The 26,783-nt window shown below is 53.9% G+C and carries 23 protein-coding genes; 13 read left to right on the forward strand and 10 right to left on the reverse strand.

Annotated features, from left to right (window positions below; all coding sequences use genetic code 11):
- Position 1 precedes the first annotated feature (1 nt).
- The 5 genes from CSC3H3_RS11620 to CSC3H3_RS11640 form a co-directional block, all read right to left on the reverse strand.
- The gene (locus tag CSC3H3_RS11620; protein ID WP_101284911.1) at positions 2–1,321 is read right to left on the reverse strand and encodes a UDP-glucose dehydrogenase family protein; all 1,320 of its coding nucleotides are present in this window, start codon (positions 1,319–1,321) and stop codon (positions 2–4) included.
- A 60-nt stretch (positions 1,322–1,381) separates the two neighbouring features.
- Positions 1,382–2,269 (reverse strand): UTP--glucose-1-phosphate uridylyltransferase GalU, encoded by an 888-nt coding sequence (gene galU, locus CSC3H3_RS11625; protein WP_101264353.1) that lies wholly within the window; start codon positions 2,267–2,269, stop codon positions 1,382–1,384.
- A 121-nt stretch (positions 2,270–2,390) separates the two neighbouring features.
- The gene (locus CSC3H3_RS11630; RefSeq protein WP_172963418.1) at positions 2,391–3,203 is read right to left on the reverse strand and encodes a J domain-containing protein; all 813 of its coding nucleotides are present in this window, start codon (positions 3,201–3,203) and stop codon (positions 2,391–2,393) included.
- A 5-nt stretch (positions 3,204–3,208) separates the two neighbouring features.
- The gene (locus CSC3H3_RS11635; protein ID WP_101284912.1) at positions 3,209–3,937 is read right to left on the reverse strand and encodes a hypothetical protein; all 729 of its coding nucleotides are present in this window, start codon (positions 3,935–3,937) and stop codon (positions 3,209–3,211) included.
- A gap of 84 nt (positions 3,938–4,021) precedes the next feature.
- The gene (locus CSC3H3_RS11640; RefSeq protein ID WP_172963465.1) at positions 4,022–4,897 is read right to left on the reverse strand and encodes a division plane positioning ATPase MipZ; all 876 of its coding nucleotides are present in this window, start codon (positions 4,895–4,897) and stop codon (positions 4,022–4,024) included.
- 225 nt (positions 4,898–5,122) lie between these two features.
- Between CSC3H3_RS11640 and CSC3H3_RS11645 the strand changes: the two genes are divergently transcribed.
- The 4 genes from CSC3H3_RS11645 (at position 5,123) to CSC3H3_RS11660 (ending at position 9,218) form a co-directional block, all read left to right on the forward strand.
- Positions 5,123–6,241 carry an MORN repeat-containing protein gene (locus CSC3H3_RS11645; protein WP_157831883.1) on the forward strand — a complete coding sequence of 373 codons (1,119 nt, stop codon included), beginning with the start codon at positions 5,123–5,125 and terminating at the stop codon, positions 6,239–6,241.
- Positions 6,242–6,246: 5 nt separating this feature from the next.
- Complete coding sequence (locus tag CSC3H3_RS11650; RefSeq protein ID WP_101284915.1) at positions 6,247–7,383, forward strand: NAD(P)/FAD-dependent oxidoreductase; 1,137 nt, start codon at positions 6,247–6,249, stop codon at positions 7,381–7,383.
- A gap of 2 nt (positions 7,384–7,385) precedes the next feature.
- Positions 7,386–8,558, forward strand: coding sequence for an endo alpha-1,4 polygalactosaminidase (locus CSC3H3_RS11655; protein WP_101284916.1), 1,173 nt, complete (start codon positions 7,386–7,388; stop codon positions 8,556–8,558).
- A gap of 66 nt (positions 8,559–8,624) precedes the next feature.
- On the forward strand, positions 8,625–9,218 hold the full coding sequence (locus CSC3H3_RS11660) for a 2-hydroxychromene-2-carboxylate isomerase (RefSeq protein WP_101264359.1): 594 nt from the start codon (positions 8,625–8,627) through the stop codon (positions 9,216–9,218).
- Positions 9,219–9,354: 136 nt separating this feature from the next.
- On the opposite strand, the gene CSC3H3_RS11665 is transcribed toward CSC3H3_RS11660, so the two are convergent.
- Complete coding sequence (locus CSC3H3_RS11665; RefSeq protein WP_101264360.1) at positions 9,355–9,588, reverse strand: hypothetical protein; 234 nt, start codon at positions 9,586–9,588, stop codon at positions 9,355–9,357.
- A 402-nt stretch (positions 9,589–9,990) separates the two neighbouring features.
- Between CSC3H3_RS11665 and CSC3H3_RS11670 the strand changes: the two genes are divergently transcribed.
- Positions 9,991–11,040 (forward strand): Glu/Leu/Phe/Val dehydrogenase dimerization domain-containing protein, encoded by a 1,050-nt coding sequence (locus CSC3H3_RS11670; RefSeq protein ID WP_101284917.1) that lies wholly within the window; start codon positions 9,991–9,993, stop codon positions 11,038–11,040.
- Positions 11,041–11,169: 129 nt separating this feature from the next.
- Here CSC3H3_RS11670 and CSC3H3_RS25160 read toward each other — a convergent pair whose 3' ends face one another.
- Positions 11,170–11,403, reverse strand: coding sequence for a (2Fe-2S)-binding protein (locus CSC3H3_RS25160; RefSeq protein ID WP_101284918.1), 234 nt, complete (start codon positions 11,401–11,403; stop codon positions 11,170–11,172).
- Between the two features lie 162 nt (positions 11,404–11,565).
- Entirely contained in the window at positions 11,566–12,201 is a 636-nt protein-coding gene (locus CSC3H3_RS11680) for a BON domain-containing protein (protein WP_101284919.1), read from the reverse strand.
- Between the two features lie 279 nt (positions 12,202–12,480).
- Between CSC3H3_RS11680 and CSC3H3_RS11685 the strand changes: the two genes are divergently transcribed.
- Both CSC3H3_RS11685 and CSC3H3_RS11690 read left to right on the forward strand, forming a co-directional pair.
- Positions 12,481–13,032: a DUF2975 domain-containing protein gene (locus tag CSC3H3_RS11685; RefSeq protein ID WP_101284920.1), complete on the forward strand. Its 552-nt coding sequence runs from the start codon at positions 12,481–12,483 to the stop codon at positions 13,030–13,032.
- Complete coding sequence (locus CSC3H3_RS11690) at positions 13,032–13,250, forward strand: helix-turn-helix domain-containing protein (RefSeq protein WP_101264365.1); 219 nt, start codon at positions 13,032–13,034, stop codon at positions 13,248–13,250. The genes CSC3H3_RS11685 and CSC3H3_RS11690 overlap by 1 nt, the downstream gene beginning before the upstream one ends.
- A 113-nt stretch (positions 13,251–13,363) precedes the next feature.
- On the opposite strand, the gene putA is transcribed toward CSC3H3_RS11690, so the two are convergent.
- Positions 13,364–17,173 (reverse strand): bifunctional proline dehydrogenase/L-glutamate gamma-semialdehyde dehydrogenase PutA, encoded by a 3,810-nt coding sequence (gene putA / locus CSC3H3_RS11695; RefSeq protein ID WP_101284921.1) that lies wholly within the window; start codon positions 17,171–17,173, stop codon positions 13,364–13,366.
- Between the two features lie 230 nt (positions 17,174–17,403).
- Here putA and CSC3H3_RS11700 point away from each other — a divergent pair, with 230 nt between their 5' ends.
- From CSC3H3_RS11700 to CSC3H3_RS11725, 6 genes are all read left to right on the forward strand, one after another.
- Positions 17,404–17,877 carry an Lrp/AsnC ligand binding domain-containing protein gene (locus CSC3H3_RS11700; RefSeq protein ID WP_101264367.1) on the forward strand — a complete coding sequence of 158 codons (474 nt, stop codon included), beginning with the start codon at positions 17,404–17,406 and terminating at the stop codon, positions 17,875–17,877.
- Between the two features lie 127 nt (positions 17,878–18,004).
- Positions 18,005–18,601 carry a 2-hydroxychromene-2-carboxylate isomerase gene (locus tag CSC3H3_RS11705; protein WP_101284922.1) on the forward strand — a complete coding sequence of 199 codons (597 nt, stop codon included), beginning with the start codon at positions 18,005–18,007 and terminating at the stop codon, positions 18,599–18,601.
- Between the two features lie 525 nt (positions 18,602–19,126).
- Positions 19,127–20,734: a carboxyl transferase domain-containing protein gene (locus tag CSC3H3_RS11710; RefSeq protein ID WP_101284923.1), complete on the forward strand. Its 1,608-nt coding sequence runs from the start codon at positions 19,127–19,129 to the stop codon at positions 20,732–20,734.
- 14 nt (positions 20,735–20,748) lie between these two features.
- Positions 20,749–21,555 carry an enoyl-CoA hydratase/isomerase family protein gene (locus CSC3H3_RS11715; protein ID WP_101286208.1) on the forward strand — a complete coding sequence of 269 codons (807 nt, stop codon included), beginning with the start codon at positions 20,749–20,751 and terminating at the stop codon, positions 21,553–21,555.
- A gap of 4 nt (positions 21,556–21,559) precedes the next feature.
- Entirely contained in the window at positions 21,560–23,560 is a 2,001-nt protein-coding gene (locus tag CSC3H3_RS11720; RefSeq protein ID WP_101284924.1) for an acetyl/propionyl/methylcrotonyl-CoA carboxylase subunit alpha, read from the forward strand.
- 2 nt (positions 23,561–23,562) lie between these two features.
- On the forward strand, positions 23,563–24,486 hold the full coding sequence (locus CSC3H3_RS11725; RefSeq protein WP_101284925.1) for a hydroxymethylglutaryl-CoA lyase: 924 nt from the start codon (positions 23,563–23,565) through the stop codon (positions 24,484–24,486).
- A 123-nt stretch (positions 24,487–24,609) separates the two neighbouring features.
- Here CSC3H3_RS11725 and CSC3H3_RS11730 read toward each other — a convergent pair whose 3' ends face one another.
- Positions 24,610–26,289, reverse strand: coding sequence for a methyl-accepting chemotaxis protein (locus CSC3H3_RS11730; protein ID WP_101284926.1), 1,680 nt, complete (start codon positions 26,287–26,289; stop codon positions 24,610–24,612).
- Between the last annotated feature and the right edge of the window lie 494 nt (positions 26,290–26,783).

The raw sequence follows: 26,783 nt of genomic DNA on the forward strand, positions 1-26,783 counted from the left end.
ATTAATTGCCTCCGATTGTGCCGCGGCCGATACAGCTATATTCAAAGCCGTTTTCTTTCATTTCGCGCGGCTCGTACACATTACGCAAATCCACCACCACAGGTGATTTCAAAGCAGCTTTAACGCGTTTCAAATTCAGCCCGCGGAATTCGTTCCATTCGGTCAGAATGACCATTGCATCGGCACCTTCAATCGTTTCAAAGGCACCTTCGCAGAAAGTCAGACCATCAAGCAGTTTTGCCGCTTCTTCCATTGCTTCGGGGTCATAGGCCCGAACATTGGCCCCAGCAGCAACCAATGCCGGAACGACATCAAGGCTGGGTGAATCACGCATATCGTCTGTGTTGGGTTTAAATGCCAAACCAAGAATACCAATAGTCTTGCCTTCAACAGAACCGCCGCAGGCCGCGATAATACGATCCGCCATTGCCTTTTTGCGGCTGTCATTGACAGCAACCACTGTTTCAATAATGCGCAGCGGCGAATTATGTTCCTGGGCTGTACGAACAAGGGCGAGCGTATCTTTCGGAAAACACGATCCGCCATAACCCGGCCCGGGATGCAGGAACTTTTTGCCAATACGGCCATCAAGGCCAATGCCGCGTGCCACATCGTGAACATCGGCACCCACTTTTTCGCACAGATCGGCGATCTCGTTGATGAAGGTGATCTTGGCTGCCAAAAAGGTATTGGCGGCGTATTTGATCATTTCCGAGGTTTCACGGGTGGTGAAAACAATGGGCGTTTCAATCAGGTAAAGCGGACGGTAAAGGTCCGACATCACTGCACGGGCGCGTTCATTGCTGGTGCCGATAACCACGCGGTCCGGGCGCATAAAGTCGCCAATTGCCGACCCTTCACGCAGGAATTCCGGGTTGGACACCACGGCAAATTCCGCATCGGGCCGTTTGGCACGAATGATACGCTCGACCTCGCGGCCGGTACCCACCGGCACGGTAGACTTGGTCACGATAACGGTAAAACCATCCATTGCTTCGGCAATTTCTTCTGCCGCTGCATACACATAGCTCAGATCCGCATGCCCGTCGCCACGGCGCGTTGGCGTTCCCACCGCAATGAAAACGACATCCGCATCCTTCACACCCTTTTTAAGGTCGGTGGTGAAATGCAGTCGCCCCGCTTTGACGTTATTCTCAACCAGGACATCAAGCCCCGGTTCATAAATTGGCATAATGCCCTGCTCAAGCCGTTCGATCTTGGAAACGTCTTTATCAACACAAATGACGTCTGTGCCGAACTCGGAAAAGCAGGCCCCGGATACCAAACCGACATAACCGGTGCCAATCATTGCAACATGCATGGATGTTTTACCCCATAAAACACTTCCGGGGGCTTGGCCCCCGGAAATTTGACAAATCTTTTATTTCGCAGCGTCGCCTTCGGCGAATTCCTGGATCAGGGCGCGCATATCATCGCGCAGGTCAGGACGGTCAAGCGCAAAGGCAAGCGTTGCTTTTAGAAAGCCAACCTTGTTTCCGCAATCAAAACGCTGGCCTTCAAAACGATAACCATAGAACGGGACCTTGCCAATCATGGCGGCCAGGCCGTCGGTCAGCTGAATTTCATTACCCGCACCGCGCGGAATGGATTCCAGAACATCAAAAATGCCCGGATCCAGAATATAGCGGCCAATTGCGGAGAGGGTCGACGGCGCATCTTTGGGATCGGGCTTTTCAACCATCCCGCAAGCACTGACCAGACGGCCATTGGTGCCTTCAACCTCAAGCACGCCATAGCGTTTGGTTTCTTCGCGCGGCACGTCCATCACGGCAACCATGTTACCACCGGTCCGGCCATAGCTTTCAACCATCTGCTTCATGCAGGGTGTTTGCGACTGGATAAGGTCATCAGCGAGCAACACGACAAACGGTTCATCACCGACCAGCGATTTGGCACACAAAACGGCATGGCCCAGGCCATGCGGGTTGCCCTGGCGGGTATAGGTTACGCGGCCATTTTCCGGGATCATCGCCAGCGCTGTTTCAAGCGCATCATGCTTGCCACGCTCCATCAGGATCGCTTCAAGTTCGGCGGAACGGTCAAAATGGTCCTCAATCGCGGTTTTGCCGCGACCGGTCACGAAAATGAATTCTTCAATACCGGCTGCAATTGCTTCTTCAACGGCATACTGGATCAGCGGCTTGTCCACGACAGGCAGCATTTCCTTGGGCATCGCCTTTGTTGCAGGCAAGAACCGGGTACCCATGCCCGCCACCGGGAAAACCGCCTTTTTAATTCGCTTGGTCATGTTTTATTTCCTTTGTTTTTCGGCGGCAACGGATGCGCTAAATCGCTCTTTTTGCAGCAGTATGCATTGCTTTTGCCACATTTCGAGATCGATGATCAAGCTGCCCCTTGGGGTGGTCATATCAATCGCCACAATTTCTTAACAATACTTGTCGCGCTGCATTAACCCGTGATGCCAAATAGTCCGAACCGCCATGATCTGGGTGTACCGCCTTGATTAACGTTTGATAGGCGCGATTGATCTCAGCACGGCTCGGATTTTTTCCCAGACCCAGAATTTTGCTGGCCTCCGTGACATCCATTCCCTCGGAACGAAATCCGCTATTGCCTCCGTGTTGTTCCTGCCTCGACGAGCTGCCATCAGCCCGCCCGACACAGTCCCAGTTCCGCCAGTCCTGACAATCGCTGCGACGATCAAGATAGGTCCCAAGCACCGTACGGCTCTGATCTTGTGCGCTGCAACATTCAACATATAAATGTTGCAACTCGTCAAGTCCCAGCCCGTCCAGATCACGCCCCGCCAGGGAACCGGCAATCACCGATCCTGAAAGGCGGCCTGACTCGTGCTCAAGCTGCATTACCAAAAACTGTGTCCTGATTTCAGAAAAGCGGTTCCGCCTGGTTCCGTTGCTGCTGGAACCGTGCGGGTTCGCCCCCCTGCCCCGATATCGGGCAGAACCGAACATCCTCTTGAAAAATGGCCACATTACGCCGAATTTGAGGACACGAAAAAGAAATGGTATGGCGGCAACAAGGGCAGCGAACATGGCAGCAAGTTTGCCTGTCAACAGCAGCCATAACCCCATCAGCACCAGCAGAACGGCAATGCCCCCAAATAGCAGATGGCGAATATCGGACGGGCGTGCATTGGCAAGCCACCGCAGGATAAAACCAGTCGCAATAAACAGCCCAAAACCCAGAATGACCCATTGCATGCAGGTTAGCGCCTTAACTGATCGGTCAAAAGGCCGATGCTGGCGGATTTTTTTGATTTTTCGTAAAGGCTTAGCGCATTAAAGCCACCAACAATAAGGGATGCAATCGCGCCAAGCATATCAGCCAATGCTGATGCTGCACTGCCATCAAGCCGTGCAAATGCACCATTGCCCAACCGGCACATATCGCGAAACACAGCTTCCGCCGCAGGATCGCCGCCATCCTGAAAGATAAATATCCGCGTGCCCGACATGCCCAGCGTTCCGGCCAAATGACCCAATGCGTCGACATCTTCCTCAACGCAGTCGCCAATATATATCAGTGCATCAATTGGCTGGTCCGGCGTTTTTCGGGACTGATTAATGACATGTTGTAAAACACGCGCGATCTGGGTGTGGCCGGCGCGGCATTGCACCGACGTCATTTTATCGCGCAATTCTTTGGCATTCCGGCACCATTTGCTGGCTTTGCATTCGCCAAAACCCCGGAAAAACACCAACTGAATATCAAGCGTGCCAATATTGCCAACGGCATCGAACATTTCCGCCTGGATATGGGCGGCGCGATCCCAATGGGGTTGGCGGCTGGCCGTGGCATCCATGGCAAACACAATTCGCCCCTGTGCCGGGCCGGAACGCGGTGCATGTGTCGCCACGGAATTTGCATTGCGAATAAAGTCCGCAATGTCCTGTTCACTTGAAACAGATGAAACAGCCTTGTCGCTGTCTGCCATTACCAATCCGATCCCTTGCCTGCTTTGGGGCCGCACCGGCAAAAATCGGTGCTAGCATTCGCCCCGCCACATAGGCAACCCGGGTCAGATTGGCAATTCCTCGCCATCTGCCGGTGTGAAACCGATAACTTCCAGCAATTGCCGGACTTCCTGACGGGCAGCCATATGCGACATGCTCAGCGTAATACCGATACCCTTTTCACGCAAATCAAGAAGGGTAAGGCCATTCAGGAACAACTCACGGTAAATCACACGTTCGCCAAAGCCCGGCGCGACACGGAAATGCACACGGGTTGCAAGTTTATCGACAATTTCGGCGATATCACGTTTGTTGCGCGCATCAAGATGGGACAATCGGTTACGCATCACGATCCAGTCAATCGTGCCACCATCAACGGCCGCCCGGCGCTTGCGGGCATCCCATACCATTTCCGCATACAGGCTGGGCCCTTTGACCTCGAGGCTTTCCGGGTCAATGCGCGCCAGCATATCAAGGTCAATATAGCTGTCATTGATCGGGGTGATCAGGGTGTCGGCACAGGCATGGGCCAGGCGCGACAGATAATTATCACTGCCCGGACAATCCATAACAACGAAATCATGGTTTAACACCAGTTCACCAAGCGCACGGGTAAAACGCTCTCGTTCGTCATGCTTGGCGGCTGTCGCGTCGTTATCTTCACTACGGTAAATCGGGTAATGCACCGGCATTTTTAACGCCAGGCCACGCGCCTGGTTAAAGACCTGACGGTTTTCCACATAGCGGGTCAGCGTACCTTGCCGGGCATCGATATCGAGCGAGCCGACTGAAAAATCCATTTTCAGCAGTGCAACGATCAAATGCATGGCAGTAGTGGATTTACCCGACCCGCCTTTTTCATTGCCGATCACGATGACATGCGCGCGCTTTGTGCGGCCGCCTGTGGATTGTGCGTCGCCCTGGCCCTTGATTTCGGTCATGGTGGCGGTTGCGTCCCCCGTCATTACGCGCTGCTCCGTCATATTGTTTTCTGAAAACCAAAGTCCCCATCGCCCGTGAATGAACGCCTTTGCGAGGAAAAATCAAGTATAAAGACGCATAAGTCACGGCGCAAACTGGCTCTACCCTAGCCAATTATCTGTCTTGGCGCTAAAGATAGAGCAAACAGCACCGCAAAGACAGCAAGCTCAATGGGGGAGAAGTTTGTGACCTTTCAGCAAAAATTTGCACCTGCGATCGTCGCACTGGCGCTAAGTGGCATTGCATCGCATGCCAGCGCCCAAAATGCAGGTGGATTCCAAAAAATCGAGGCTGCCGAAAGCCCGGTAAACTATCACGCACCCTTTAATGCCGGTGTGGTCTATTTGCGTCAAATACGTGAAAACAGCACAGTTTACGTTGCGCGCTGGCTGGATCAAAGCGATGACAGCCATTCATCAAACCAGATTTTTATCGAATCGGTCTTTTCCGAAACAAATCCCGGCTTTGCCTTTCGGACCGACACGCCCCCGGCCAGCCTGCTGGGTATGTTCGATGAATTAAAAGGAAACGCGCGCCCGAACGGAAACAGCTTTTCCTATCAAACCCCATCCGGCCCGATCCAGGTTTTGCCGTTTGCCCGGGGAAATGCACAATGTATCAGCTATGCTGGCCGTTGGGAGCCCGCACGCACCGACCAGCGCGGAAGCCAGCTTCTGGGATATTTCTGTGAACAGATTGCCGTTCAAACTGCCCCAAAGCATGAAGCCCCGGCGCAACAACTACCCGACACTGCCGCGCGTGACTTTGCCGCCAATTTCTTTTTGCGTTTTGAGGTGAACCTGCCCGATGGCACCGGCGCCCCGGCAACTGCGGTGCAGGCACCTGTCCTGAGCGCACCTGTCACATCTGCACCCATGCAACAACCCGCACCGGATATGCCCGCACCAGGCACCAATGCGGGTACGATGACGCAGGGCCAGGCCCCCGTTGCAGCGATGGAACCAGCATCACCCCAGCAAGCCCCGGCCATTGCCCCGGATGAAGGCATTGGCATTGCCACAAGCTGGAACAACCAGAATGGCTATGGTGCCCTGAAATTTGATAAACCCGCAGGCGAAGGTACCATGATTGTCGATAGTGGGGATCGCCATTGCGAAGGTTACTGGCAGCATCAGGGCGGGCGTTATCAGACCGCAACAGTTCCCTTTGGCAGTTGGTCCCTGTTTTGTTCGGACGGTGTATCGGTGCGTGGCACCTATAGCAGCCCGGACCCAAGCCAGGTCAAAGGTGAAGGCCAAGACAGCAATGGCCAGCCGGTCTTTTTCCGCCAGGCAGGACAATAAATACCATGTCCTTTGATATCGAAACCATCGTTGTTGGTGCCGGTGCGGTTGGGCTTGCCTGTGCACGCGCACTGGCGCAAAGCGGCCGGGAAGTTATGATCATTGAACGTCATGACGCCATTGGAACCGAAACCAGTTCACGCAATAGCGAGGTCATCCATGCAGGGATCTATTACCCAAAAGGCAGCCTGAAAGCCGCACTTTGCGTGAGCGGCAAACAAACCCTGTATCAATATTGTGCCGAACGCGGGATTAATCATCGCAACACCGGCAAGCTGATTGTTGCAACCCACGATGACCAGATCGACGCCCTGCGCCAGATTGAAAAGCACGCGAATGGCAACGGTGTTACCGACCTTGTCTGGCGCACAGCCGTTGAAATTGGCAAGCGTGAACCTGCCCTTAAATGCGTCGCAGCCCTTGAAAGCCCGTCAACCGGGATCATTGATTCACATGGGCTGATGGTATCGCTTTTGGGGGATGCTGAAATTGCAGGTGCCACCCTGGCACTGAATACCGATGTTATTTCCGGCCGCCATGAAAACGGCCTGCATGTTCTTCTCACCCGGGATGTTGCAGGCGAAGAAATGGAAATTTCCTGCAAGGAACTGATCATTGCGGGTGGCCTGCACAGCCAGACACTGGCCCGCAACCTGACAGGGCTGCCCGCACAGGCCGTTCCGCCGCAACATTATGCACGGGGCATTTACTTTACCCTTGGTGGTAAAAGCCCGTTTTCCACCCTGATCTATCCCGCGCCGGAACAGGCCGGACTGGGTATTCATCTGACGCTTGATCTCGGCGGGCAGGCGCGCTTTGGCCCCGATGTTGAATGGGTGGATGCGCCTGATTACACGGTGAATGAATCGCGGCGCGCGATGTTTGCCGATGCCATTCGCCGCTATTATCCCGACCTGGATGAAACCGCCCTGCAACCCGGTTATGCCGGTATTCGCCCCAAAATCCAGTCGAAGGGCGAAGCAGCCCGCGATTTCATGATTTCAGGGCCGGAAAGCCATGGCATTGATGGGCTGGTTTCCCTTTATGGCATTGAATCGCCAGGCCTTACCGCCTCGATGGCGATTGGCGATTACGTCTGTGCTAAGCTCAATCCTTCTTTGGCAAAAAAGGCTGCGTCCTGATTATGGTTTTCGCCCGTTTGCTCCGCCCCACCAACATGGTTCGTAATACCGGCAATAACGGCGCGCCCAAGCGTTCGTTTATTTCCGACATCACATTTGTTGCCCTGATCGCAGCAACAATAACCGGCATCATTCCGGTGCGGACAAATGCCCAGCAGCTTGAACCATTTATTCCCCCGGCCAACAGCCTCGCCAACAGTCCGAATGTCGGGGATAACAAGGAGGATGACGATTCCAAGCCAAAACGCGATTTTGCCGAAGACATGCGCAAGATGGTCATATCGCTAAGCCGCTGGGCAAAGCGGGAACGCAGCGATTTTTCCATTATCGCCATGAATGGTTTGGACCTGACGACCTTTATCGAACCCGGCCTTTTCGTTACCAAATCAGATGCCAAACCGGCCCGTAATTTCATCCGCGCCCTGGATGGTTTCCTGATCGAAGCACCCCGTTACGGTCGCGATGGCTATAATAAGGAAACGGTTGAGGGCGAAGTTAAATATGACGAACAGTATCTTGAACGCCTGTCAGATACCGGCATGCGTTTTTTCATGCTCGATTACACTGACAAAATTGAAAACATTCGCAAATCGCGCGAAAGCGTAAAGGATCTGAACCCCTTATATTACGCAGCCCCGCCGCCCGACATGCAACTGGCCGCGCTGGCCAAGGTGCCATCAACCCCGCTGAACGAAAACCCGTTCATCATTGATACCATTCACAAGGCGCGCAACTACGCCATGGTTGTCGATAGTGCACCCTTCGGGAACAAGGATGCCTATGTTGATGCCCTTGCCAACACCAATTACGACATTCTGATCATTGATGCCTTTCACCGGGGCACCACGCCGCTGACCTACGATGACATACGCAAATTGCGATACAAAAAAATCGGCACCCCGCGGTTGCTGCTGGCTTATATCGATGTCGGACGGGCGCAAACCTATCGTTATTACTGGCGCAATGACTGGCGGGCGGGTTCACCGGATTTTATCAGCAGTGCCAGCAATACCGGCCGCTGGGGCCAGGAAAACCACGTTTATTACTGGGACCCGCAATGGCAGAACATCATTTTCGGCAATGCCAACAGTTATGTTGCCGGTTTGATGCAACTGGGGTTTGACGGCATTGTCATGGATGGCATCGAAGATTATCGCTGGTGGCTTGACCAATAGGGCGAAATCAGGCGCTATATCCCCATTCAAGAAATGGCGATTAACGCCCGTCCAGAGGAGACATTCGTGTCCAAGGTTATCACCCATTATTTTTTCGTGCAGTCCCCATGGGCCTTTCTCGGCATCCGCCGGGCCATGGAAATTGCCAAACGTCACAACGCGACGATTGACCACCGCCCGGTAAAATCCAGCGAGATTTTCAAGCATGGCGGCGGCGTTCCCCTGAAACAGCGGCCGATCCCGCGCCAGGAATACCGCATGGTCGAGCTTAAACGCTGGCGTAAATTCCTCGATATTCCGCTAAACGAAAACCCCAAATTCTTTCCGGTGAACGAGGCCCTTGCTGCAGGCACCATTATTGCCGCCAAGCTTGACGGGCAGGATGTTTCCAACCTGGTCGCAACGATCATGGAAAATATCTGGATCGATGAACGCGACGCCGCGGCACCGGAAACCATTGCCGAGGCCCTGTCCGCAAACGGACTGTCTGACAAATATCTGGCACAGGCCAATGACCAGGCAGTGCTTGAAACCTATGACAGCTATACCGAAGCAGCCAAAGCTGTGAATATTTTTGGTGTGCCCACCTATTTCATCGGTGATGAAATGTTCTGGGGCCAGGACCGGCTGGATTTTGTTGATCGCGCCCTTGCAGACTGACCCAAGCACGATCAATCGCTAACAACTGCAAAAAGAAAAGGGCGGGTGTGGATCCCGCCCTTTTCCTGTCTAACCATTTGCGCCAGCACTTGTCTTATCATCCCGTTTAATCGGGAAGATGGCACAGAAGCCAAAATCAATCGTGGCGTTTGACGTGATCGACAACAAACCCGTCACAGGACGGATAATTCTTTTCGATCATGGCAAGTGCCTTCGTTTTGGTCTGTGCTGCAACTTCGTGGGTCTGAACGTCGGCCCAACGATCATCATAAAGTGCGTGAGAACGGTTTTCTTTTACGCATTCACGCACGAACTTGTTGTGTAACCCAACTTGATAAACGCGCTTCCGGTGGTCTGTAAAAGCTGACATCCCCCGAAACTCCTCTTGCTGTCAGCGTCCGACCAGACGCCTTGGTATGTCCTGATGATATCTCGCTTAAAAATGAAATATCAACCACAAGTCTGCGACCAGTAGTTTAACGAGCCGTAAATCACCCGGCCTGAATCGTAATTTAATTGAAACATGCAAAACCGTAGCGCGCCGGTTTTGCATAGTCGGCTTGCAATAATTGCGCGAAATAAAATTACAAACGCCGGTTCAGGCGGACATTAAATTCCGCGCAACCCAAGGCTTTTCATCGAAACGGTCTTTTTTAATTGTTGCGCGATTTTCCAATTGCCGAACGCCCAATGTAAGCAAACATAAAGGGGTAAGCAGGACTTTCCACTTCCCATAAATCAAAACAATCCCAGCCCGGGAGGCTGCCCCACAATGTCTATCTTTTCCGATTCTGCCTTCGATAATCACGAACAGGTCGTATTCGCCAGCGACCCGGAAACCGGCCTGAAGGCCATTATCGCGGTTCACAATACCAATCTTGGCCCCTCGCTGGGCGGATGTCGCATGTGGCCCTATGCCAGCGAGCAGGACGCCATCCACGATGTTCTGCGCCTGTCGCGCGGCATGACGTACAAGTCGGCCCTGGTCAATTTGCCGCTCGGTGGTGGCAAATCCGTTATTATCGGCGATCCACGCAGCCAAAAGACCCCGGCCCTGTTCCGGGCCGTCGGCCGCGCTGTCGAGCGCCTGAATGGCCGTTACATCGTTGCCGAAGATGTTGGCACCAGCCCTGCTGACATGGCCGAAATCGCCAGTCAAACCAGCCATGTTGGTGGCATCAATGATGGAAAGGACCCGGCGCGCACGGGCGATCCCTCGCCTTTTACCGCCTATGGCGTTTTCATTGGCCTGAAGGAAGCCGTTAAATACAAAAATGGCAGTGACGACCTTAACGGCATGCGCGTTGCCGTGCAGGGCCTGGGCAATGTCGGTTTTCATCTGTGTGAAATGCTGCATAACGCCGGTGCGGAACTGATCGTTGCCGATATCAATTCAGCCGCCGTTGAGCGCGCCGTTACCGAACTTGGCGCGAAAGCCGTTTCGATTGATGAAATCCTGTCGGTCAATGCCGATATCCTCGCCCCGTGTGCGTTGGGCGGTATCATCAATGACACATCCATTGCCAGCCTGAAGGCCGGGATTATCGCCGGCGCAGCCAACAATCAGCTTGAAGCGGATCGCCACGGCGAAGTATTGCGGGAAATGGGTGTGCTTTATGCCCCCGATTACGTAATCAATGCCGGTGGGGTGGTTGAAGTCCATTATTGCCGTCAGGGTCGCCCGGTTAGCGAAACCAACAGCCACATCGAAAGCATCGGTGCCACCGTGCGCGAGATTTTTGAACGGGCCGAACGCGAAAACAAATCAACCGGCTTCATCGCCGACCGCCTTGCAGAAGAGCGTTTTGGCAAAAAAGCCTGAGCGCCCCTGAATCAGCGCAAAAATAAAGGCGAGGCCCCGCGGCTTCGCCTTTTTCATATTCAATGATCATTTATTGCCACGACAGGCGAGCGCATCAAATCAATTGCTGCCTCATTGGCTTAGTCTGGCTTATTCTGCGGCAATGGCCTGATCGGCAGCCACATTTGCAATAACCCGATCCTGCGCCCCATCCGCCGAGCAACAATGCTGGCTGAGTTCGGAGCGCATATGACAGGCGCACTTACCACATTGTGGTTGGCAGCCATGAAAACGGAAAACCTCTGCCGGGCGCGTCGCATTTCCCTCAGTCGCAGCACGTTTTACATCGCCCTGGTTAAGGGCATTACAAACACATACAAACATAAATGCAAATGCAATCGGTTATTAGTTACACACCCTTCCAATAATGCAAATGCGAATGCGTTTCAAATGATTTCGATCAAATCTGCCATTCAAGGCACAAAAAAATCCGCAGCCAGACTGGGGCTGCGGATCATTTTCGGAAAATATCGTTTAGTTAGAATATCATCCAACAACCGACACATGGCTGACCACTTTGGTCACACCCTTGATGCGGCGAACGATGCTCAGCACCTTGTCATATTCGGTTTTGTTGGCGGATTCGCCCATGATGTAGACGATGTTGCTAACCGACTGCCAACGGTAATTAACTGAACGCACACCCTTTTCTGCCAGCAGCAGCGCCTTGATCTGGCTTTCGATCCAGGCGTCGGAGACGGACTGCTTGGCCGAATCCGCAGGGACGGCATTGTCTTCACCGTATTTCTGTTCAGCATCACGATATTCGGCAACGGTTTTGGCATCGGCAACCTGCAGATGGTCGTAAACCGTCTTGATTCGCTTGTCCTGACGAATGATCGACATCACGTCGTAATATTTGCCCTTGGAATCAACCATACCGGTCACCATGACCTGCTGCTTCCAGATGTCGACATTCACATCAATCAGATAGCTGTGATCGACCTCGGCGAAATCACCCAAAATCCCCGATTTGATTTTGGTATCGACCCACTGGTCATCGCCCGAACGGTTTTCAACCGGCATCTGCAGCGGGCCACAGGCCGCCAGCGGCGCACTGAATGCAATTCCCAGTACCACGCCCTGCAATGTTCGTTTCAACCCGCGAGACATACGTTTCATTCGCCTACTCCTAAATCGCTTTCCTGCCCGGCACCTTACAGTGCGTTGATTCCACTGCCTCTACAGGCCGATTATGACAAAATCAGCACCGTAATTGTGGCAAAGAAAATATTTCTTCAAAATCCGTATTAATTGAACGCTTTGCACGGCTCATACGTTCCCAAAACCTTCTTTTTCACCCGCCACATCCTCCATACACAAGAATCCCCGTTGACTCATTTCATTAAATTATTCATGTTTTACGATAATTAATCATCATGAAACCACAGGAATATGGAAATGAGCCAATCCGCCACCAAAATACGCACTGTAAGCCTGATCCTAAGTTGGCTATGCCTGATTGCTATCCTTTGTGAAATGGCTTTTGTACCGATTATCTGGCTGGTACCTGACCTTGCCCGTGATGGCATTTCCTATTCCGACAGCCTGATGCCAATTCCGGTTACCGACCTGCTGGTTCTTACCGGCTGGCAGCTTCCTGCTGTTTTCATCACGCTGATGGTGCCGTCTGTGGTCCTCAGCTTTGGCCTGTGGCATTTGTGCAAGATGTTCCAGGGCTTTGCCCGCAATGCAATTTTTGAACATGGCACCATCCGTCACCTTAAAATTTTCAGCATTGCCCTGCTTTCCCAAACGCTGCTGGCACCTTTGGCCGGTGCTGTCATGTCGGTTCTGGTCACCATCACCCGCCCCGAGGGCGAACGCGCCCTTTCAATCGGGCTTAGCAATATCGAAGCAACCAGTCTGTTTCTAGGCGGCCTGTTGCTGATCATTTCCTGGGTGCTGGGCGAAGCCGTCACCCTTCATGATGAAAACCGGAGCTTCGTTTAATGGCGATCACTGTCCGGCTGGATGTCATGCTGGCCAAGCGTAAAATGAAATCAAAGGAACTCGCCACCCTGATCGGTATCAGCGAACAGAACCTGTCGCTTTTGAAATCGGGCAAGGTTCGTGGTGTGCGGTTTGAAACCCTTGCGGCAATCTGTGCGGCACTGGAATGCCAGCCCGGCGATCTGCTGGAATATAGCGCTGACACAATCGAGGGGTAACGCTGCCCATCTCTCCGATCCAGCCTGCCAACAAAAAAACGGTCAGCCTCGCAATGGGGCTGACCGTTTTGTCATTCACTAACCAAAACCAATCGGTCTGATTTTAACGTGTCTCAGGCTTCATCCATCGACATCAGCGAAGCATTGCCGCCAGCCGCCGTGGTATTGATGGTAATGGTTTTTTCAGTTGCAAAACGGTGCATGAACAATTCGCCGGGCAATGCACCGTCGTCCTCGATGCCGCTATCGGAAATAAGCGACAGAATTGCACCATCACGGCGCGCCAGGACCCGCTTGAAAACCGTGACCCGCTGCAACGGTGCCACACAGGATACACCGGCAACCGCCCCGCCATTCATGGTCGCAAGGCCGGCTTCATCATTCACCGTTTTAACCACCGCCTTCGGCAGATCAAGGCTGGCAACCAGCTTTTCCACCCGGCCCAGCCATTTATCATTGCCAGCCAGAAGCACGCTGTTCCCTGCTGCCAGTGCAGCGGCCACATGGCGCAAGACACGGCCGGGTTCAGCCCCGCGATCTGCCTGCACCAAATACACACCACGGCCCAGCAGTTCCAGATCATTGGTTTCACCCGTCGGGCCAGGCAAACGCACCGGGGCAACAAACCCGTTTTGCGAAATCGCGGCAAAATCGGCAAAATGCTGTGCACCCAGGGCCAGTTCGTCGCTGCCTTCGGCCGCCAACTTTACTGCCAGGTTTTCAAGCTGCTTCATGCGCACATCACCCGGCGTTTTCTGCCAGTCGATCTGGCCTTTTGCCAGTTCGGCAATCTCGCTGGCCGGGACCGGAGTATTGACGAAAATGGTTTCCCGGTCGTCCGCGTGCGATGCATCGCCAACCGCAACATTGCCCTGGTCGATAACCGGTTTGGCAAACCGGGCAACATAGTGCGGCCCACCCGCCTTTGGCCCGGTGCCGGATTTACCCTGCCCGCCAAAAGGCTGCACACCCACAACAGCACCAATCATATTGCGGTTGATATAGCAGTTACCAACCCGCAATTTCTGGGCAATGCGCCGTGCCGTGCCATCAATGCGTGAATGCACACCCAGCGTCAGGCCGTAACCGGCATCATTGATCTGATCCAAAACCTTATCAAGATCGCGCGCCTTAAAGCGCACCACATGCACGATCGGACCGAATACTTCGCGTTCCAGCATTTCAAGGCTGGGAATTTCCACGCAATGCGGGGCAAAAAATGTGCCTTTTTCGGTTTCAGGCAGCATATCGCAAGCATGAAGAACCTTTGCTTCACGCTTCATGCGGTCAATATGCTTTTGCAGCATATCCTGCGCTTTGCCATCAATCACCGGGCCGACATCGATATCAAGGTAACCCGGGTCACCGACCCGCAATTCCTTCATCGCACCCACCAGCATATGGCACAATTTATCGGCGATATCTTCCTGCACAAACAGAACGCGCAGGGCCGAACACCGCTGCCCGGCGGACTGGAAGCCCGAAATCACAACGTCCTGAACCACCTGTTCAGGAAGGGCCGTGGAATCAACAATCATCGCATTCTGGCCACCGGTTTCCGCGATCAGCGGAATGGGCGCGCCAGGACGTTTTGCCAATGTGCGGTTAATCAGCTGCGCAGTTTCAGTTGACCCCGTAAAGGCGACACCGGCCACCCGACGATCATTCATCAAAACATCGCCCAGCTTGCGACCAGACCCCGGCAAAAGCTGGAATGCGCTACCCGGAATACCCGCAGCCAAAATCAGTTCTGCCGCCTTGCCCGCGATCAGCGAGGTTTGTTCTGCCGGCTTGGCAATAACGGCATTACCAGCAGCAAGAGCCGCTGTAACCTGGCCCAGGAAAATCGCCAGCGGGAAGTTCCACGGGCTGATGCACACAAACACCCCGCGACCTTCCATCGCATTGCCTTCGCGATAAAGTTCTTCACAGCGATTGGCATAATACCGGCAAAAATCAACGGCTTCGCGCACTTCGGCCACACCGTCGGAATAAAGCTTTCCGGCTTCGCGCTGGCACAGCAGTATAAACTCGTCCAGGTTATCTTCCAGCAAGTCACCCAGCTTGCGCAGGCAGGCTGCGCGCTCGCCTGCCGGTGTCGCATTCCAGCTAGCAAAACCAGCACTGGCGGCATCAAGGGCGGCTTTGGCTGTTTCTTCGTCAGCCAGAATAACTTCGCCAACCTTTTCGGCACGGTCAACCGGGCTCATCACATCCTGTGCAACGCCCGAAAGCCATTTTCCATTAATCAGCGGGGCCGCACGCCAGTCATTTTTAACCAGCGTTTTCATATGGGCCTCAAGGGCGGTCAGCTTGGTCTGATCTGTCAGGTCCATCCCGCGCGAATTAATGCGCCCTGCCCCGTACAAATCAACCGGCGCCGCAATTTTCGGATGCGCCTTGCGCGGCAATGCCGCCATTTTTTCAACCGGGTCGCCGATCATTTCTTCAATCGGCAACTGTTCGTCCTGGATACGGTTCACGAAGCTGGTATTGGCGCCGTTTTCCAGCAGGCGACGCACCAGATAGGCCAGCAAATCCTCGTGGGTGCCAACCGGTGCGTAAACACGGCAGGGAATATTTTCGCCCTGTTTGCCAACAATCTGTTCATAGAGGGCTTCGCCCATGCCATGCAGACGCTGGAATTCAAAGGTGCGGTCATTGCCTGCCATCGCCAAAATCGCGGCAACCGTATGGGCGTTATGGCTGGCGAACTGGCAATAAAATGCATCCCGGCGCGACAGCATAAGGCGTGCACAGGCAATATAGGAAACATCCGTTGCCGCCTTGCGGGTGAAAACCGGGTAACCTTCAAACCCGTTTTCCTGGCTGTTTTTAATTTCCGTATCCCAATAGGCACCCTTTACCAGACGCACCATCATTTTGCGGCCCACACGGCTTGCCACATCGGCCAGCCATTCCAGCACATGATAGGCGCGCTTCTGATAGGCCTGCACCGCCAAACCAAAACCCTCCCAACCATCCAGGTCGGGATCGGCAAAAACGGCTTCGATCACATCAAGTGACAGATCAAGGCGGTTGGCTTCTTCGGCATCGACAGTAAAGCCGATATCATGCTTTTTCGCCATCAGGGCCAATGCCTTCAGGCGCGGGACAAGTTCGTCCATCACACGGTCGCGATTGGCAAAATCATAACGCGGATGAATGGCCGAAAGCTTGACTGAAATGCCTGGGCTATCAATCGGCCCGCGACCTTTTGCGACCTTGCCGATCTCGTCGATCGCATGTTCATAAGATTTGAAATAACGGTCCGCATCTTCCATCGTGCGGGCAGCTTCGCCCAGCATGTCATAGGAATAACGGTATCCTTTTTCCTCGTTCGCGCGTGCCCGTTCGGCGGCCTCGGCAATGGTGCGGCCCATCACAAACTGGCGCCCCATTACGCGCATCGCCTGGTTAAAGGCGCGACGAATTACCGGTTCGCCCGAACGCGCGATCATACGTTTCACCAGCGCGCCGGGATTGGCCCGTTCTTCACGCCCGAAACGGATCACACGGCCGGTTAACATCAACCCCCAGGTCGATGCATTGACAAAAAAGCTGCCGCTATGGCCCAGATGGCTGTCCCAGTCGGCATCAAACAGTTTGTCCTGGATAAGCTTGTCGGCGGTTACGGCATCTGGCACACGAAGCAGGGCTTCGGCCAGGCACATCAAAATCACGCCTTCCTTGCTGGTCAGTTCATATTCATGCAACAGCGCATCAATGCCGCTTTTGCCGGAATCCGATGCCCGCACATTGGCCACCAGCTGATAGGCCTTTTCCTGCACCCTTACCTTGTCTTCAGGTGACAGCGTTGCCTTTTCGATCAGATTATTGACAACGGCTTCCTCATCGCACCGATATGTGGCACGGATCTGATCCCGCAAAGTATCGGATTTGGGCAAGGGGGAACGAAACATCACGCAAAAGACTCCCTGTTCAAAACGACGTGGCCCGATCAGCAGCGCATCAGTTTGCCAGGACGGTTATCATCCGCATTTTCCCGACAGACCTGAAACGCAAGGGCAACAGCAATGGGCCCAGAATAATGATGATTTAGAAAAATATGCTGCCAATTTTTCCAAATTTGCGATATATCATCCAACATAACTTTGGTATTGCAGTTTTAAACACTGGCTGAGCACATCAAATGCAGAAGAATGTCAAGAACCTCGACAAGATCGACAAACAAATCCTCCGGGAACTGCAACATGACGGCAGAATGTCGAATGTCGAATTGTCTCGGCGCGTCAATCTTAGCCCGACCCCCTGCCTTGAACGTGTTCGCCGCCTGGAACAGCAGGGTTTCATCATTGGCTATATGGCCCGTTTGGACCCGCGCAAGCTTGACCAGTCGCTGGTTGTGTTTGTCGAAATCACCCTGGACCGCACCACCCCCGATGTGTTTGACAAATTTTCATCTGCCGTACGCAAATTGCCCGAAGTTGAAGAATGCCACATGGTTGCCGGCGGGTTTGACTATCTGATGAAATCGCGGGTTTCCGACATGTATGCCTACCGCGAATTTCTTGAACGCCTTTCTTCCATCGAGGGGGTCAGCCAGACCCACACCTATGTCGTGATGGAAGAAGTCAAAGTCCGGCCCGGCATCACCATTGCCTAAGGCATCATGGTGAAAAACGCATCTATCGGGCCGGGTTATTTCGGCCCGAACTTCATTTTACAGTAGCATATCTACCGTCAAATCCGTAACGATCAGGGAAAACAAACTGATCATCAGGGACGGTAAAATGTCAGATCTGGATTTTTATTTCGATTTTTCATCGCCTTACGGCTACCTGGCTAGCGAACGCATTGACGGGCTGGCAGAACGCTGCGGCGTTACGGTGCATTGGCACCCCTATCTTATCGGTGCCATTTTCAAGCAGACAGGGCAAAGCCCGCTGGTCGAACAACCGATTCGTGGCGATTATTTTCGCCACGATATGGAACGTTGCGCAAAACTACAGGGAACGCCGTTTCAAATCCCCGCCAGGTTCCCCTATGCAGCCATCGGTCCCAGCAGGGCCTTTTACTGGATCGACAGCTTTGATCCCATCCTTGCCCGCCAGTTCGCGCATGATATCTATCGTGGCTATTTCGCCGATGGCCTGGATATGAGCAACCCCGAAACCGTCATTGCCACGGCAACCCGGCATGGAATCAATGCCAATGATTTGCGCAACGCCATGAGCGACCCGAAATGGAAACAGCACCTGCGCGATGTGATCACCCGCGCGGTTGAACGCGGTGCATTTGGCTCACCCTTCTTTTTCTATGAAGACGAACCATTCTTTGGCAATGACCGGATGGACCAGCTCGAACAATGGATCAAAAGCCGGTCCTGAATCTCTGGCAAGTCTGGCACCGGGCAGCATAAAACACTGCCCGTTCCATATTATCACAGCCATTTTGATCGCTGGGTCAACGCAGCGCAGCCGAGCATGCAAACAAACTGCCCTCAAAGTCCACTTTTGCAGCCAAAAAACGCTAAACCGCATCCATCCCACATTCTGGTCTGCGGCTGCGCCATTCAGCAAATAACCTGCTGAATCTCACGCACGGGAAGCCGAAGTGAAGGCGCTTAAAAGGCCGCAAGAGGCGCATTAGCATCGCTGAACGCAACAACCAGTCGGATTTTTTATTTAATAATCAGTGCACTAACCTGAAACGGTATACGGGCACCGCTCAAACCAGGCCTTGAATATCTGATATAAGTAAATTCGGTACTGAAATACCAATTTATACTTGCCGTTTACGTAAACTTCCGCCATAACAGGCGCATGGCCATCGTGCCAAAAACACATTTTGGGCCGCCTTGCCTGCCACCCGGCTGGCCCAGACAGTTTGGTTTCGACCCAGCAGGACGGGACATGCAGATAAAATCCGCCATCAATATTCGCGCCGAAGATTTCCGCAGCAATGCCGACCATATGGCAAAACTGGTTGATGATTTGCGCGACCAGATCGGCCAGATCAAACTGGGTGGCGGCGAACGCGCCCGTGACCGCCACACCAGCCGGGGAAAATTGCTGCCGCGTGAACGCATTCGCCAGTTGCTGGATGTCGGCTCGCCGTTTCTGGAACTTTCGCAGCTTGCTGCCTACGGCATGTATGGCGACGAGGATGTACCCGCCGCAGGCATTATTACCGGCATTGGCCGCGTTTCTGGCGTGGAATGCGTGATTGTCGCCAATGATGCCACCGTCAAAGGCGGGTCCTATTACCCGATGACGGTGAAAAAGCATCTGCGCGCCCAGGAAATTGCGCTGGAAAACCACCTGCCCTGTCTTTATCTGGTCGATAGTGGCGGTGCCAACCTGCCGCGTCAGGATGATGTTTTCCCGGACCGGGACCATTTTGGCCGCATCTTTTTCAATCAGGCCAATCTATCGGCCAAGGGTATTCCGCAAATTGCCATTGTCATGGGGTCCTGCACGGCAGGGGGCGCCTATGTCCCGGCCATGTCGGACGAAAGCGTGATTGTGCGCAATCAGGGCACCATCTTTTTGGGCGGCCCGCCGCTGGTTAAAGCGGCAACCGGCGAAGTTGTTTCCGCCGAGGACCTTGGCGGAGCGGATGTACATTGCAAAACATCAGGCGTGACCGACCATTACGCCCAGGACGATGCCCATGCCCTGTCCATTGCCCGCACCATTGTCAAAAATCTGAACTGGACGAAAAACCCCGGCATTACCCTGCGCGAGCCAGTCGCCCCGGCCTATGACCCGCGTGAAATTTACGGCATCATCCCGACAGATTCCAAAAAGCCGTTCGATGTACGCGAAATCATCGCCCGCATTGTCGATGGTTCCGAATTTGATGAATTCAAGGCCCTGTATGGCACCACGCTTGTGACCGGCTTTGCCCGCATTTTTGGCTACCCGGTCGGGATCATCGCCAATAACGGCATCCTGTTTTCCGAAAGCGCGCTTAAAGGTGCCCATTTCATCGAACTTTGCAGCCAGCGCGGCATACCGCTGGTGTTTTTGCAAAACATAACCGGCTTTATGATTGGCCAGAAATATGAAAGCGGCGGCATCGCCAAGGATGGCGCGAAGCTGGTAACGGCAGTTGCCACCGCCAAAGTGCCCAAATTCACCGTTTTGATTGGCGGGTCGTTTGGCGCAGGCAATTATGGCATGTGCGGGCGCGCCTATAGCCCGCGTTTCCTGTGGATGTGGCCCAATGCGCGCATTTCAGTGATGGGCGGCGAACAGGCGGCCAATGTGCTGACGCAAATCAAGGCCGATGCGATGGAAAAACGCGGCGAAACCTGGCCGCAGAATGAACAGGATGCCTTCAAGGCCCCCATCCGTGATCAATATGAAGAACAGGGCCACCCCTATTACGCTTCCGCCCGCCTGTGGGATGATGGCGTGATCGACCCGGCCGATACCCGCATGGTTTTGGGCCTTGGCCTTTCCGCAGTGCTGAACAAACCGGCCGAAGAAACCCGGTTTGGCGTTTTCCGCATGTGATGAAGGGAAAAGCCATGACCGAAGTTAACAATGATAACTCTACCCTGATCTGTGAGATCGCCGATAACGGTATTGCCCGGATCACCCTTAATCGTCCGGAAATCCACAATGCCTTTGATGATCAACTGATTAGCGATCTGACCGCCGCACTGAAACGCCTGAATGACAATGCAAATGTGCGCGTGGTGCAACTAACCGGGGCTGGCAAAAGCTTTTCTGCCGGAGCGGACCTTAACTGGATGAAACGCATGGCAACCTATAGCCATGCCGAAAACCTGGCAGATTCCCGCAATCTTGCAGCCCTGATGAAAACGCTGAATTTTATAGGTAAACCGACCATTGCGCTGGTTAATGGGGCGGCATTCGGTGGTGGTGTTGGCCTTGCGGCGTGCTGCGATATTGTCATTGCATCGGAACACGCGAAATTCTGCCTGTCGGAAACCCGCTTGGGGCTGATACCTGCTGTTATTTCGCCTTATGTGATCGAGGCCATCGGCGTGGCACAGGCAAGGCGATACTTCATCAGTGCCGAACGGTTTGATGCCAAAAACGCCCAAAATATTGGTTTGGTGCATGACGTTGTTAGCGCGGAAGAGCTGCTTGCCACAGGCGATGAAATGGCACGCACCCTGCTGCAAAACAGCCCTGCTGCAATGCAGGCCGCCAAAGACCTGATTTACGCGATCGCCAATCAGCCAATTACCGACACCATCATCGAAGATACCGCCACCCGCATCGCCGACCAGCGCGCCAGTGCTGAAGGTCGCGAAGGGGTCAGTGCCTTCCTTGAAAAACGATCCGCCTTCTGGATTAAGGAATAAACATATGCTGCGCAAACTTCTGATCGCCAATCGCGGCGAAATTGCCTGCCGCGTTATTGCCACCGCAAAGCGCATGGGCATTACCACTGTTGCTGTTTATTCCGATGCCGATAAATCCGCCCTGCATGTGCAACAGGCCGATGAAGCCTGGCATATTGGCGCCGCCGCCCCGGCGGAAAGCTACCTTCGGTCAGACCGGTTGCTTGATGTGATTGCACAATCAGGGGCAGATGCCGTTCATCCCGGTTATGGCTTTTTGTCCGAAAATGCCGAATTTGCCGATGCTGTCGCCAATAGCGGGGCTGTGTTTGTTGGCCCGCCCGCCAGTGCCATCCGCGCCATGGGGTCAAAATCCGAAGCCAAAAAAATTATGGCAAATGCTGGTGTGCCGCTGGTGCCGGGCTACCACGGCAAGAATCAGGACCCGGACCTTCTGGCCGCAGAAGCCGATAAAATCGGCTATCCCGTGCTGATCAAGGCATCAGCCGGGGGTGGCGGCAAAGGTATGCGCGCTGTTGAAAAAGCCGAAGATTTCGCCGATGCCCTGACCAGTTGTAAACGTGAGGCGAAGTCCAGCTTTGGTGATGATCACTGCCTGATCGAAAAGCTGATTTCCCATCCCCGCCACGTCGAAATTCAGGTTTTTGCCGATAGCCACGGCAACGCCGTTTACCTGTTTGAACGTGACTGTTCCCTGCAGCGCCGCCACCAGAAAGTAATCGAAGAAGCCCCGGCCCCCGGCATGACAGAAGAATTACGCGTGCAAATGGGCGAAGCTGCGGTCAATGCAGCACGCGCAATTGGCTATCAGGGTGCTGGTACGGTTGAATTTCTGCTTGATGCTTCTGGTGCGTTTTATTTCATGGAAATGAATACCCGCCTGCAGGTCGAACACCCGGTAACGGAAATGATTACGGGCGAAGATTTGGTGGAATGGCAATTGAAGGTCGCCAATGGCGAAGCCCTGCCCAAAAGCCAGGATCAGCTTGCCATTACCGGCCATGCTTTTGAAGTCCGCCTGTATGCCGAAGACCCGCAAAACGACTTTTTGCCCGCCACCGGCACGCTGACCCATATGCACATGCCCGAAGCCAACCGCCATGTCCGCATTGATACCGGCGTTTATCAGGGCGGTGTCGTTTCCATTCATTATGACCCCATGATCGCCAAGCTGATTGTCTGGGATCAGGACCGGACATCGGCACTGCGCCGTTTGTCGCGTGCGTTGGATGATGTGCAAATTGTTGGCGTCACCACCAACACCGCCTTCCTTGCCAATATTGCCCACCACCCCGCCTTTGAACGCGGCGAAGTCGAAACAGGCTTCATCCCCACCTATCAGGATGATCTGATCCCCGCCCCGGCCCAGCCCGATAACAGTGCATTATGCTTTACCGCACTTGAGATATTACATCAGCGCGATTGCGAAGCCCGCACCTTTGCCGCCAGCAGCAACGACCCCTGGTCCCCCTGGAACAGCACCGATGGCTGGCGCATGAATGATGATAACCACCATGATATTATCTTGCGGCGTGGGACGGATGACATAACCCTGAAACTGCATTACCGCGATTTCGGCCATATTTGCGACCTGCCCGATGGCACATCCATCCGCATCGAACAAACCTGCCATGATGATGGCAATATCAGCGCGATTATGGATGGCGTTCGTAAACGTGCGCAGGTACGCCGTGCGGGCAAAAACCTGGCTGTTTTCCAACCTGGCCGGATGGATCGCCTGGAAATGGTTGATCCCGCCGAAAATGCAACGGCCAATGCCGCGGGTGGCGGCAGCCTTAATGCCCCGATGCCCGGCAAGATCATTGCAGTCATGGCCAAAACCGGCGATGCTGTGAAGGCTGGTGACAAACTGGTGATCATGGAGGCCATGAAGATGGAACATACCATTTCGGCCCCCGTTTCAGGAACCGTCCGGGAAGTGTATTTTGCCGTCGGCGACCAGGTGGGCGACGGCGACGAATTGATCGCAATCGAGGAGGCCTGACCATGCCACGTCCCACGCTGGGTGACTTACCCTCAAAGGTAAAGATCGTTGAAGTCGGCCCGCGTGATGGCCTGCAAAATGAAAAGGCGATGGTCTCGACGGCCACAAAAATCGAGCTTATTCATCGCCTTGGCGAAGCTGGCCTTTCCGTCATCGAAGCCACCGCCTTTGTCAGCCCCAAATGGGTCCCGCAGATGGGCGATGCCACCGATGTCATGACACGGATTGAACGGCGCGATGGCGTGACCTACCCGGTCCTGACCCCGAACATCAAGGGGCTGGAAGCCGCCATTAGTGCCGGCGCAACCGAGGTGGCGGTTTTTGGCTCCGCATCTGAAAGTTTTTCGCAAAAAAATATCAATTGTTCGATTGATGAAAGCCTGAAAAGGTTTCGCCCCGTCATTACGGCTGCACGCAAAAACAATATTGCCGTGCGCGGTTATGTGTCCTGCGTGCTGGGCTGCCCCTACGAAGGTGATATTGCCCCGGAAAAAGTCGCCGAGGTGGCAAAGGCCCTGTTTGATATGGGCTGCTATGAAGTCAGCCTGGGGGATACCATTGGCACCGGAACACCCGTTAAGGCGCAAAATATGGTTGCCGCCGTTGCCCGGCATATACCGGTTGAAAAGTTGGCTGCGCATTTTCACGATACCTATGGGCAGGCACTGGCAAACCTTCTGGCCGTGTTGCAAATGGGCATCGCAACGATTGACAGTTCAGTTGCCGGTTTGGGCGGCTGCCCCTATGCCCAGGGTGCGAGCGGCAATGTCGCCACCGAAGACGTGGTCTATATGTTAAACGGGCTGGGCATTGAAAGCGGCGTTAATTTGGAAAAGCTGGTTGAAACCGGCCACTGGATTTGCAGCCGTGTTGGCCGACCATCGGCATCAAAGGCACAACTGGCAATTTCCGCCCATATGATGTGACACCAGACCAGCATCCTGTCTCTCCCCACGCCAAGTCACACTCGACGTAAAAGCAAAACCCCCGCGGCCTTCAGGGCAACGGGGGTTTTCCTATATTTAAAAATGCGACCTGGCTGCCCGGTTTTAGGCTGTGCGAACAGCGGTCAGGAATTGTTCAACGCGGGTGCGTAACCGTTCGGATTGCTCGGACAATTCACCTGATGCCGCCAGCACCTGTTCAGCAGCAGCGCCGGTAGAGGATGCAGCCTCGGTCACGCCACCGATATTCTGGGTGACTTCGCTGGTTCCGGCGGATGCCTGCTGTACGTTGCGGGTAATTTCCTGCGTTGCAGCCCCCTGCTGCTCAACCGCGCTGGCGATATTTGCCGCAATCTCGTTGATCTGGGCAATGGTGCCACCAATCGACTGAATGGCAACAACCGCATCACGGGTTTCGTTCTGGATGCTGGTGATCTGGCTGGTGATTTCATCGGTGGCACGCGCCGTTGCCGATGCCAGGTTTTTCACTTCTGCCGCAACAACGGCAAAGCCCTTGCCTGCCTCGCCTGCGCGGGCGGCCTCGATCGTCGCATTCAGGGCCAGAAGGTTGGTCTGATTGGCGATGTCGTTAATCAGGTTTACCACATCACCAATTTTCTGGGCGGCGTCGGCCAGGCCGCGCACCTGTGCATTGGTACGTTCAGCATCATCCACCGCTTTGCTTGAAATGCTTGATGACTGGCTGACCTGATGGCTGATTTCATTGATCGACGCGCTTAGTTCTTCGGCAGCACTGGCAACGGTCTGTACATTGTTCGATGCCTGGTCAGATGCCGCAGCCACCGCGGTTGACTGGCGGCTGGTTTCTTCGGCCGTTGCGGTCATCGATTGTGCGGTTGCCTGCATTTCCGTTGCAGCAGATGCCACGGTTTTTAAAACCGAGCTGACATCCTGGTCAAAGTCGGTCGTCAAGCGGTCAATCATTTCCGTGCGGGCCTGGCGACGCTTCTGTTCTTCAAGTTCCTTGGCGGCCAGTTCATCGGCCTTGATCATGTTTTCCTTAAACACCAGAACAGCAGCAGCCATATCGCCGATTTCGTCTTTATGGTCCTGCCCGGGGATCGCCACCGTTTTATTGCCATGTGCCAGTTCGCTCATGACATCGGTAATGGCAACAATCGGGTTGGAAATACCCCGCCCCACCACAATGGCCAGCCCCACACCCAGGATCAATGCCACGATTGACACCACAATCGATGTAATCACGGCCATTTCGGTCGCACGGGTTGCGCGCGGCCCCAGTTCGTCCTGCTGCGCTTTCAATGTCAGCTTCAACTGTTCAAGGTCGGCAGCCACCTTCGGGCCGATCACATCAAGCGTTCCATGAACAAGCGCATCACGGCGCGTCATTGATGCGGAATCACCCTTTTTGGTCAAATCCACGACCTGATCGAACGTGTCGATATACTTCTTCAGTTCATCGGCAACGGATTTAAGCAATCCGCGCACATCGTCATTATCATTAAGCTCCACCAGCTGCCCGTTCAGCTCAAGCGTCGTCGCCGCACGCTTTTTGGCCGATGCGCTGGATTTTTCCGCCTTGGTCAGCAGGAAGTCCTTCACGCCAAGGCGGGTTTCCAGCAGGTTCGCCTGAACCCGGCCTGCCAGATTGGTCTGCAGCGCAAGGTTGCGGTAATCCTTGAAATTCTGGTCAGCACTGCGCAGCGACATCCCCCCGACAACTGCAATAACCAGAAGCAGCGCAAGGATCACCCCAAAGCCACCAAAAATCTTCTTTGCTATACTGACGTTCTTTAACACCATCGCCCCCGTTGCATACTGGCCCCACGCGGCCGAACTATCTCATCGTATAGTTATTGTCCACCTGATCTTGGATTTTGGCAGTGAAATAGATCACAATCTGTTTATTAGGCCATTCTTTTGTATAGTAAAAATTTCATTCGCCTTTAGAAATCGCAACTTAGGGGCTACACTTTGGAACATCAATTTTTCAGCTCAGCCACCTGACAAAAAGAAATCCAGAGTTGATAAAAACGACTCCCGGCAATTGTGTTTCAAAACGCCCGGCAGCAATAAATTTTCACTGATCCAGCGGCACTTTAGAAAATTCTATTTCCAGATATACCAACCAAAAGTTGCATCTCACCACTCTCACAAATCAACATCAAAAACACCAAAGATAGAAAACGATCTCCATCCACGTCACCAAAATGTGTCCCCCATAAAAATCCATCTTTCTACCAAGGCCCGATCCCGGACAATCGGTCGCTGTTCCCACCAGCCTTTGGTTGGAAAAA

This window comes from Thalassospira marina (assembly GCF_002844375.1).
GTDB lineage: Bacteria > Pseudomonadota > Alphaproteobacteria > Rhodospirillales > Thalassospiraceae > Thalassospira > Thalassospira marina.

Coding starts and splice junctions, on each gene's coding strand:
- CSC3H3_RS11630 (WP_172963418.1), bottom strand. CDS start 3,203: ATGCAATGGGTCATTCTGGGTTTTGGGCTGTTTATTGCGACTGGTTTT.
- galU (WP_101264353.1), bottom strand. CDS start 2,269: ATGACCAAGCGAATTAAAAAGGCGGTTTTCCCGGTGGCGGGCATGGGT.
- CSC3H3_RS11680 (WP_101284919.1), bottom strand. CDS start 12,201: ATGAAACGTATGTCTCGCGGGTTGAAACGAACATTGCAGGGCGTGGTA.
- CSC3H3_RS11685 (WP_101284920.1), top strand. CDS start 12,481: ATGAGCCAATCCGCCACCAAAATACGCACTGTAAGCCTGATCCTAAGT.
- CSC3H3_RS25160 (WP_101284918.1), bottom strand. CDS start 11,403: ATGTTTGTATGTGTTTGTAATGCCCTTAACCAGGGCGATGTAAAACGT.
- CSC3H3_RS11700 (WP_101264367.1), top strand. CDS start 17,404: ATGCAGAAGAATGTCAAGAACCTCGACAAGATCGACAAACAAATCCTC.
- CSC3H3_RS11650 (WP_101284915.1), top strand. CDS start 6,247: ATGTCCTTTGATATCGAAACCATCGTTGTTGGTGCCGGTGCGGTTGGG.
- putA (WP_101284921.1), bottom strand. CDS start 17,173: ATGTTTCGTTCCCCCTTGCCCAAATCCGATACTTTGCGGGATCAGATC.
- CSC3H3_RS11670 (WP_101284917.1), top strand. CDS start 9,991: ATGTCTATCTTTTCCGATTCTGCCTTCGATAATCACGAACAGGTCGTA.
- CSC3H3_RS11710 (WP_101284923.1), top strand. CDS start 19,127: ATGCAGATAAAATCCGCCATCAATATTCGCGCCGAAGATTTCCGCAGC.
- CSC3H3_RS11690 (WP_101264365.1), top strand. CDS start 13,032: ATGGCGATCACTGTCCGGCTGGATGTCATGCTGGCCAAGCGTAAAATG.
- CSC3H3_RS11665 (WP_101264360.1), bottom strand. CDS start 9,588: ATGTCAGCTTTTACAGACCACCGGAAGCGCGTTTATCAAGTTGGGTTA.
- CSC3H3_RS11655 (WP_101284916.1), top strand. CDS start 7,386: ATGGTTTTCGCCCGTTTGCTCCGCCCCACCAACATGGTTCGTAATACC.
- CSC3H3_RS11635 (WP_101284912.1), bottom strand. CDS start 3,937: ATGGCAGACAGCGACAAGGCTGTTTCATCTGTTTCAAGTGAACAGGAC.
- CSC3H3_RS11720 (WP_101284924.1), top strand. CDS start 21,560: ATGCTGCGCAAACTTCTGATCGCCAATCGCGGCGAAATTGCCTGCCGC.
- CSC3H3_RS11640 (WP_172963465.1), bottom strand. CDS start 4,897: ATGACCGAAATCAAGGGCCAGGGCGACGCACAATCCACAGGCGGCCGC.
- CSC3H3_RS11730 (WP_101284926.1), bottom strand. CDS start 26,289: ATGGTGTTAAAGAACGTCAGTATAGCAAAGAAGATTTTTGGTGGCTTT.
- CSC3H3_RS11705 (WP_101284922.1), top strand. CDS start 18,005: ATGTCAGATCTGGATTTTTATTTCGATTTTTCATCGCCTTACGGCTAC.
- CSC3H3_RS11620 (WP_101284911.1), bottom strand. CDS start 1,321: ATGCATGTTGCAATGATTGGCACCGGTTATGTCGGTTTGGTATCCGGG.
- CSC3H3_RS11725 (WP_101284925.1), top strand. CDS start 23,563: ATGCCACGTCCCACGCTGGGTGACTTACCCTCAAAGGTAAAGATCGTT.
- CSC3H3_RS11715 (WP_101286208.1), top strand. CDS start 20,749: ATGACCGAAGTTAACAATGATAACTCTACCCTGATCTGTGAGATCGCC.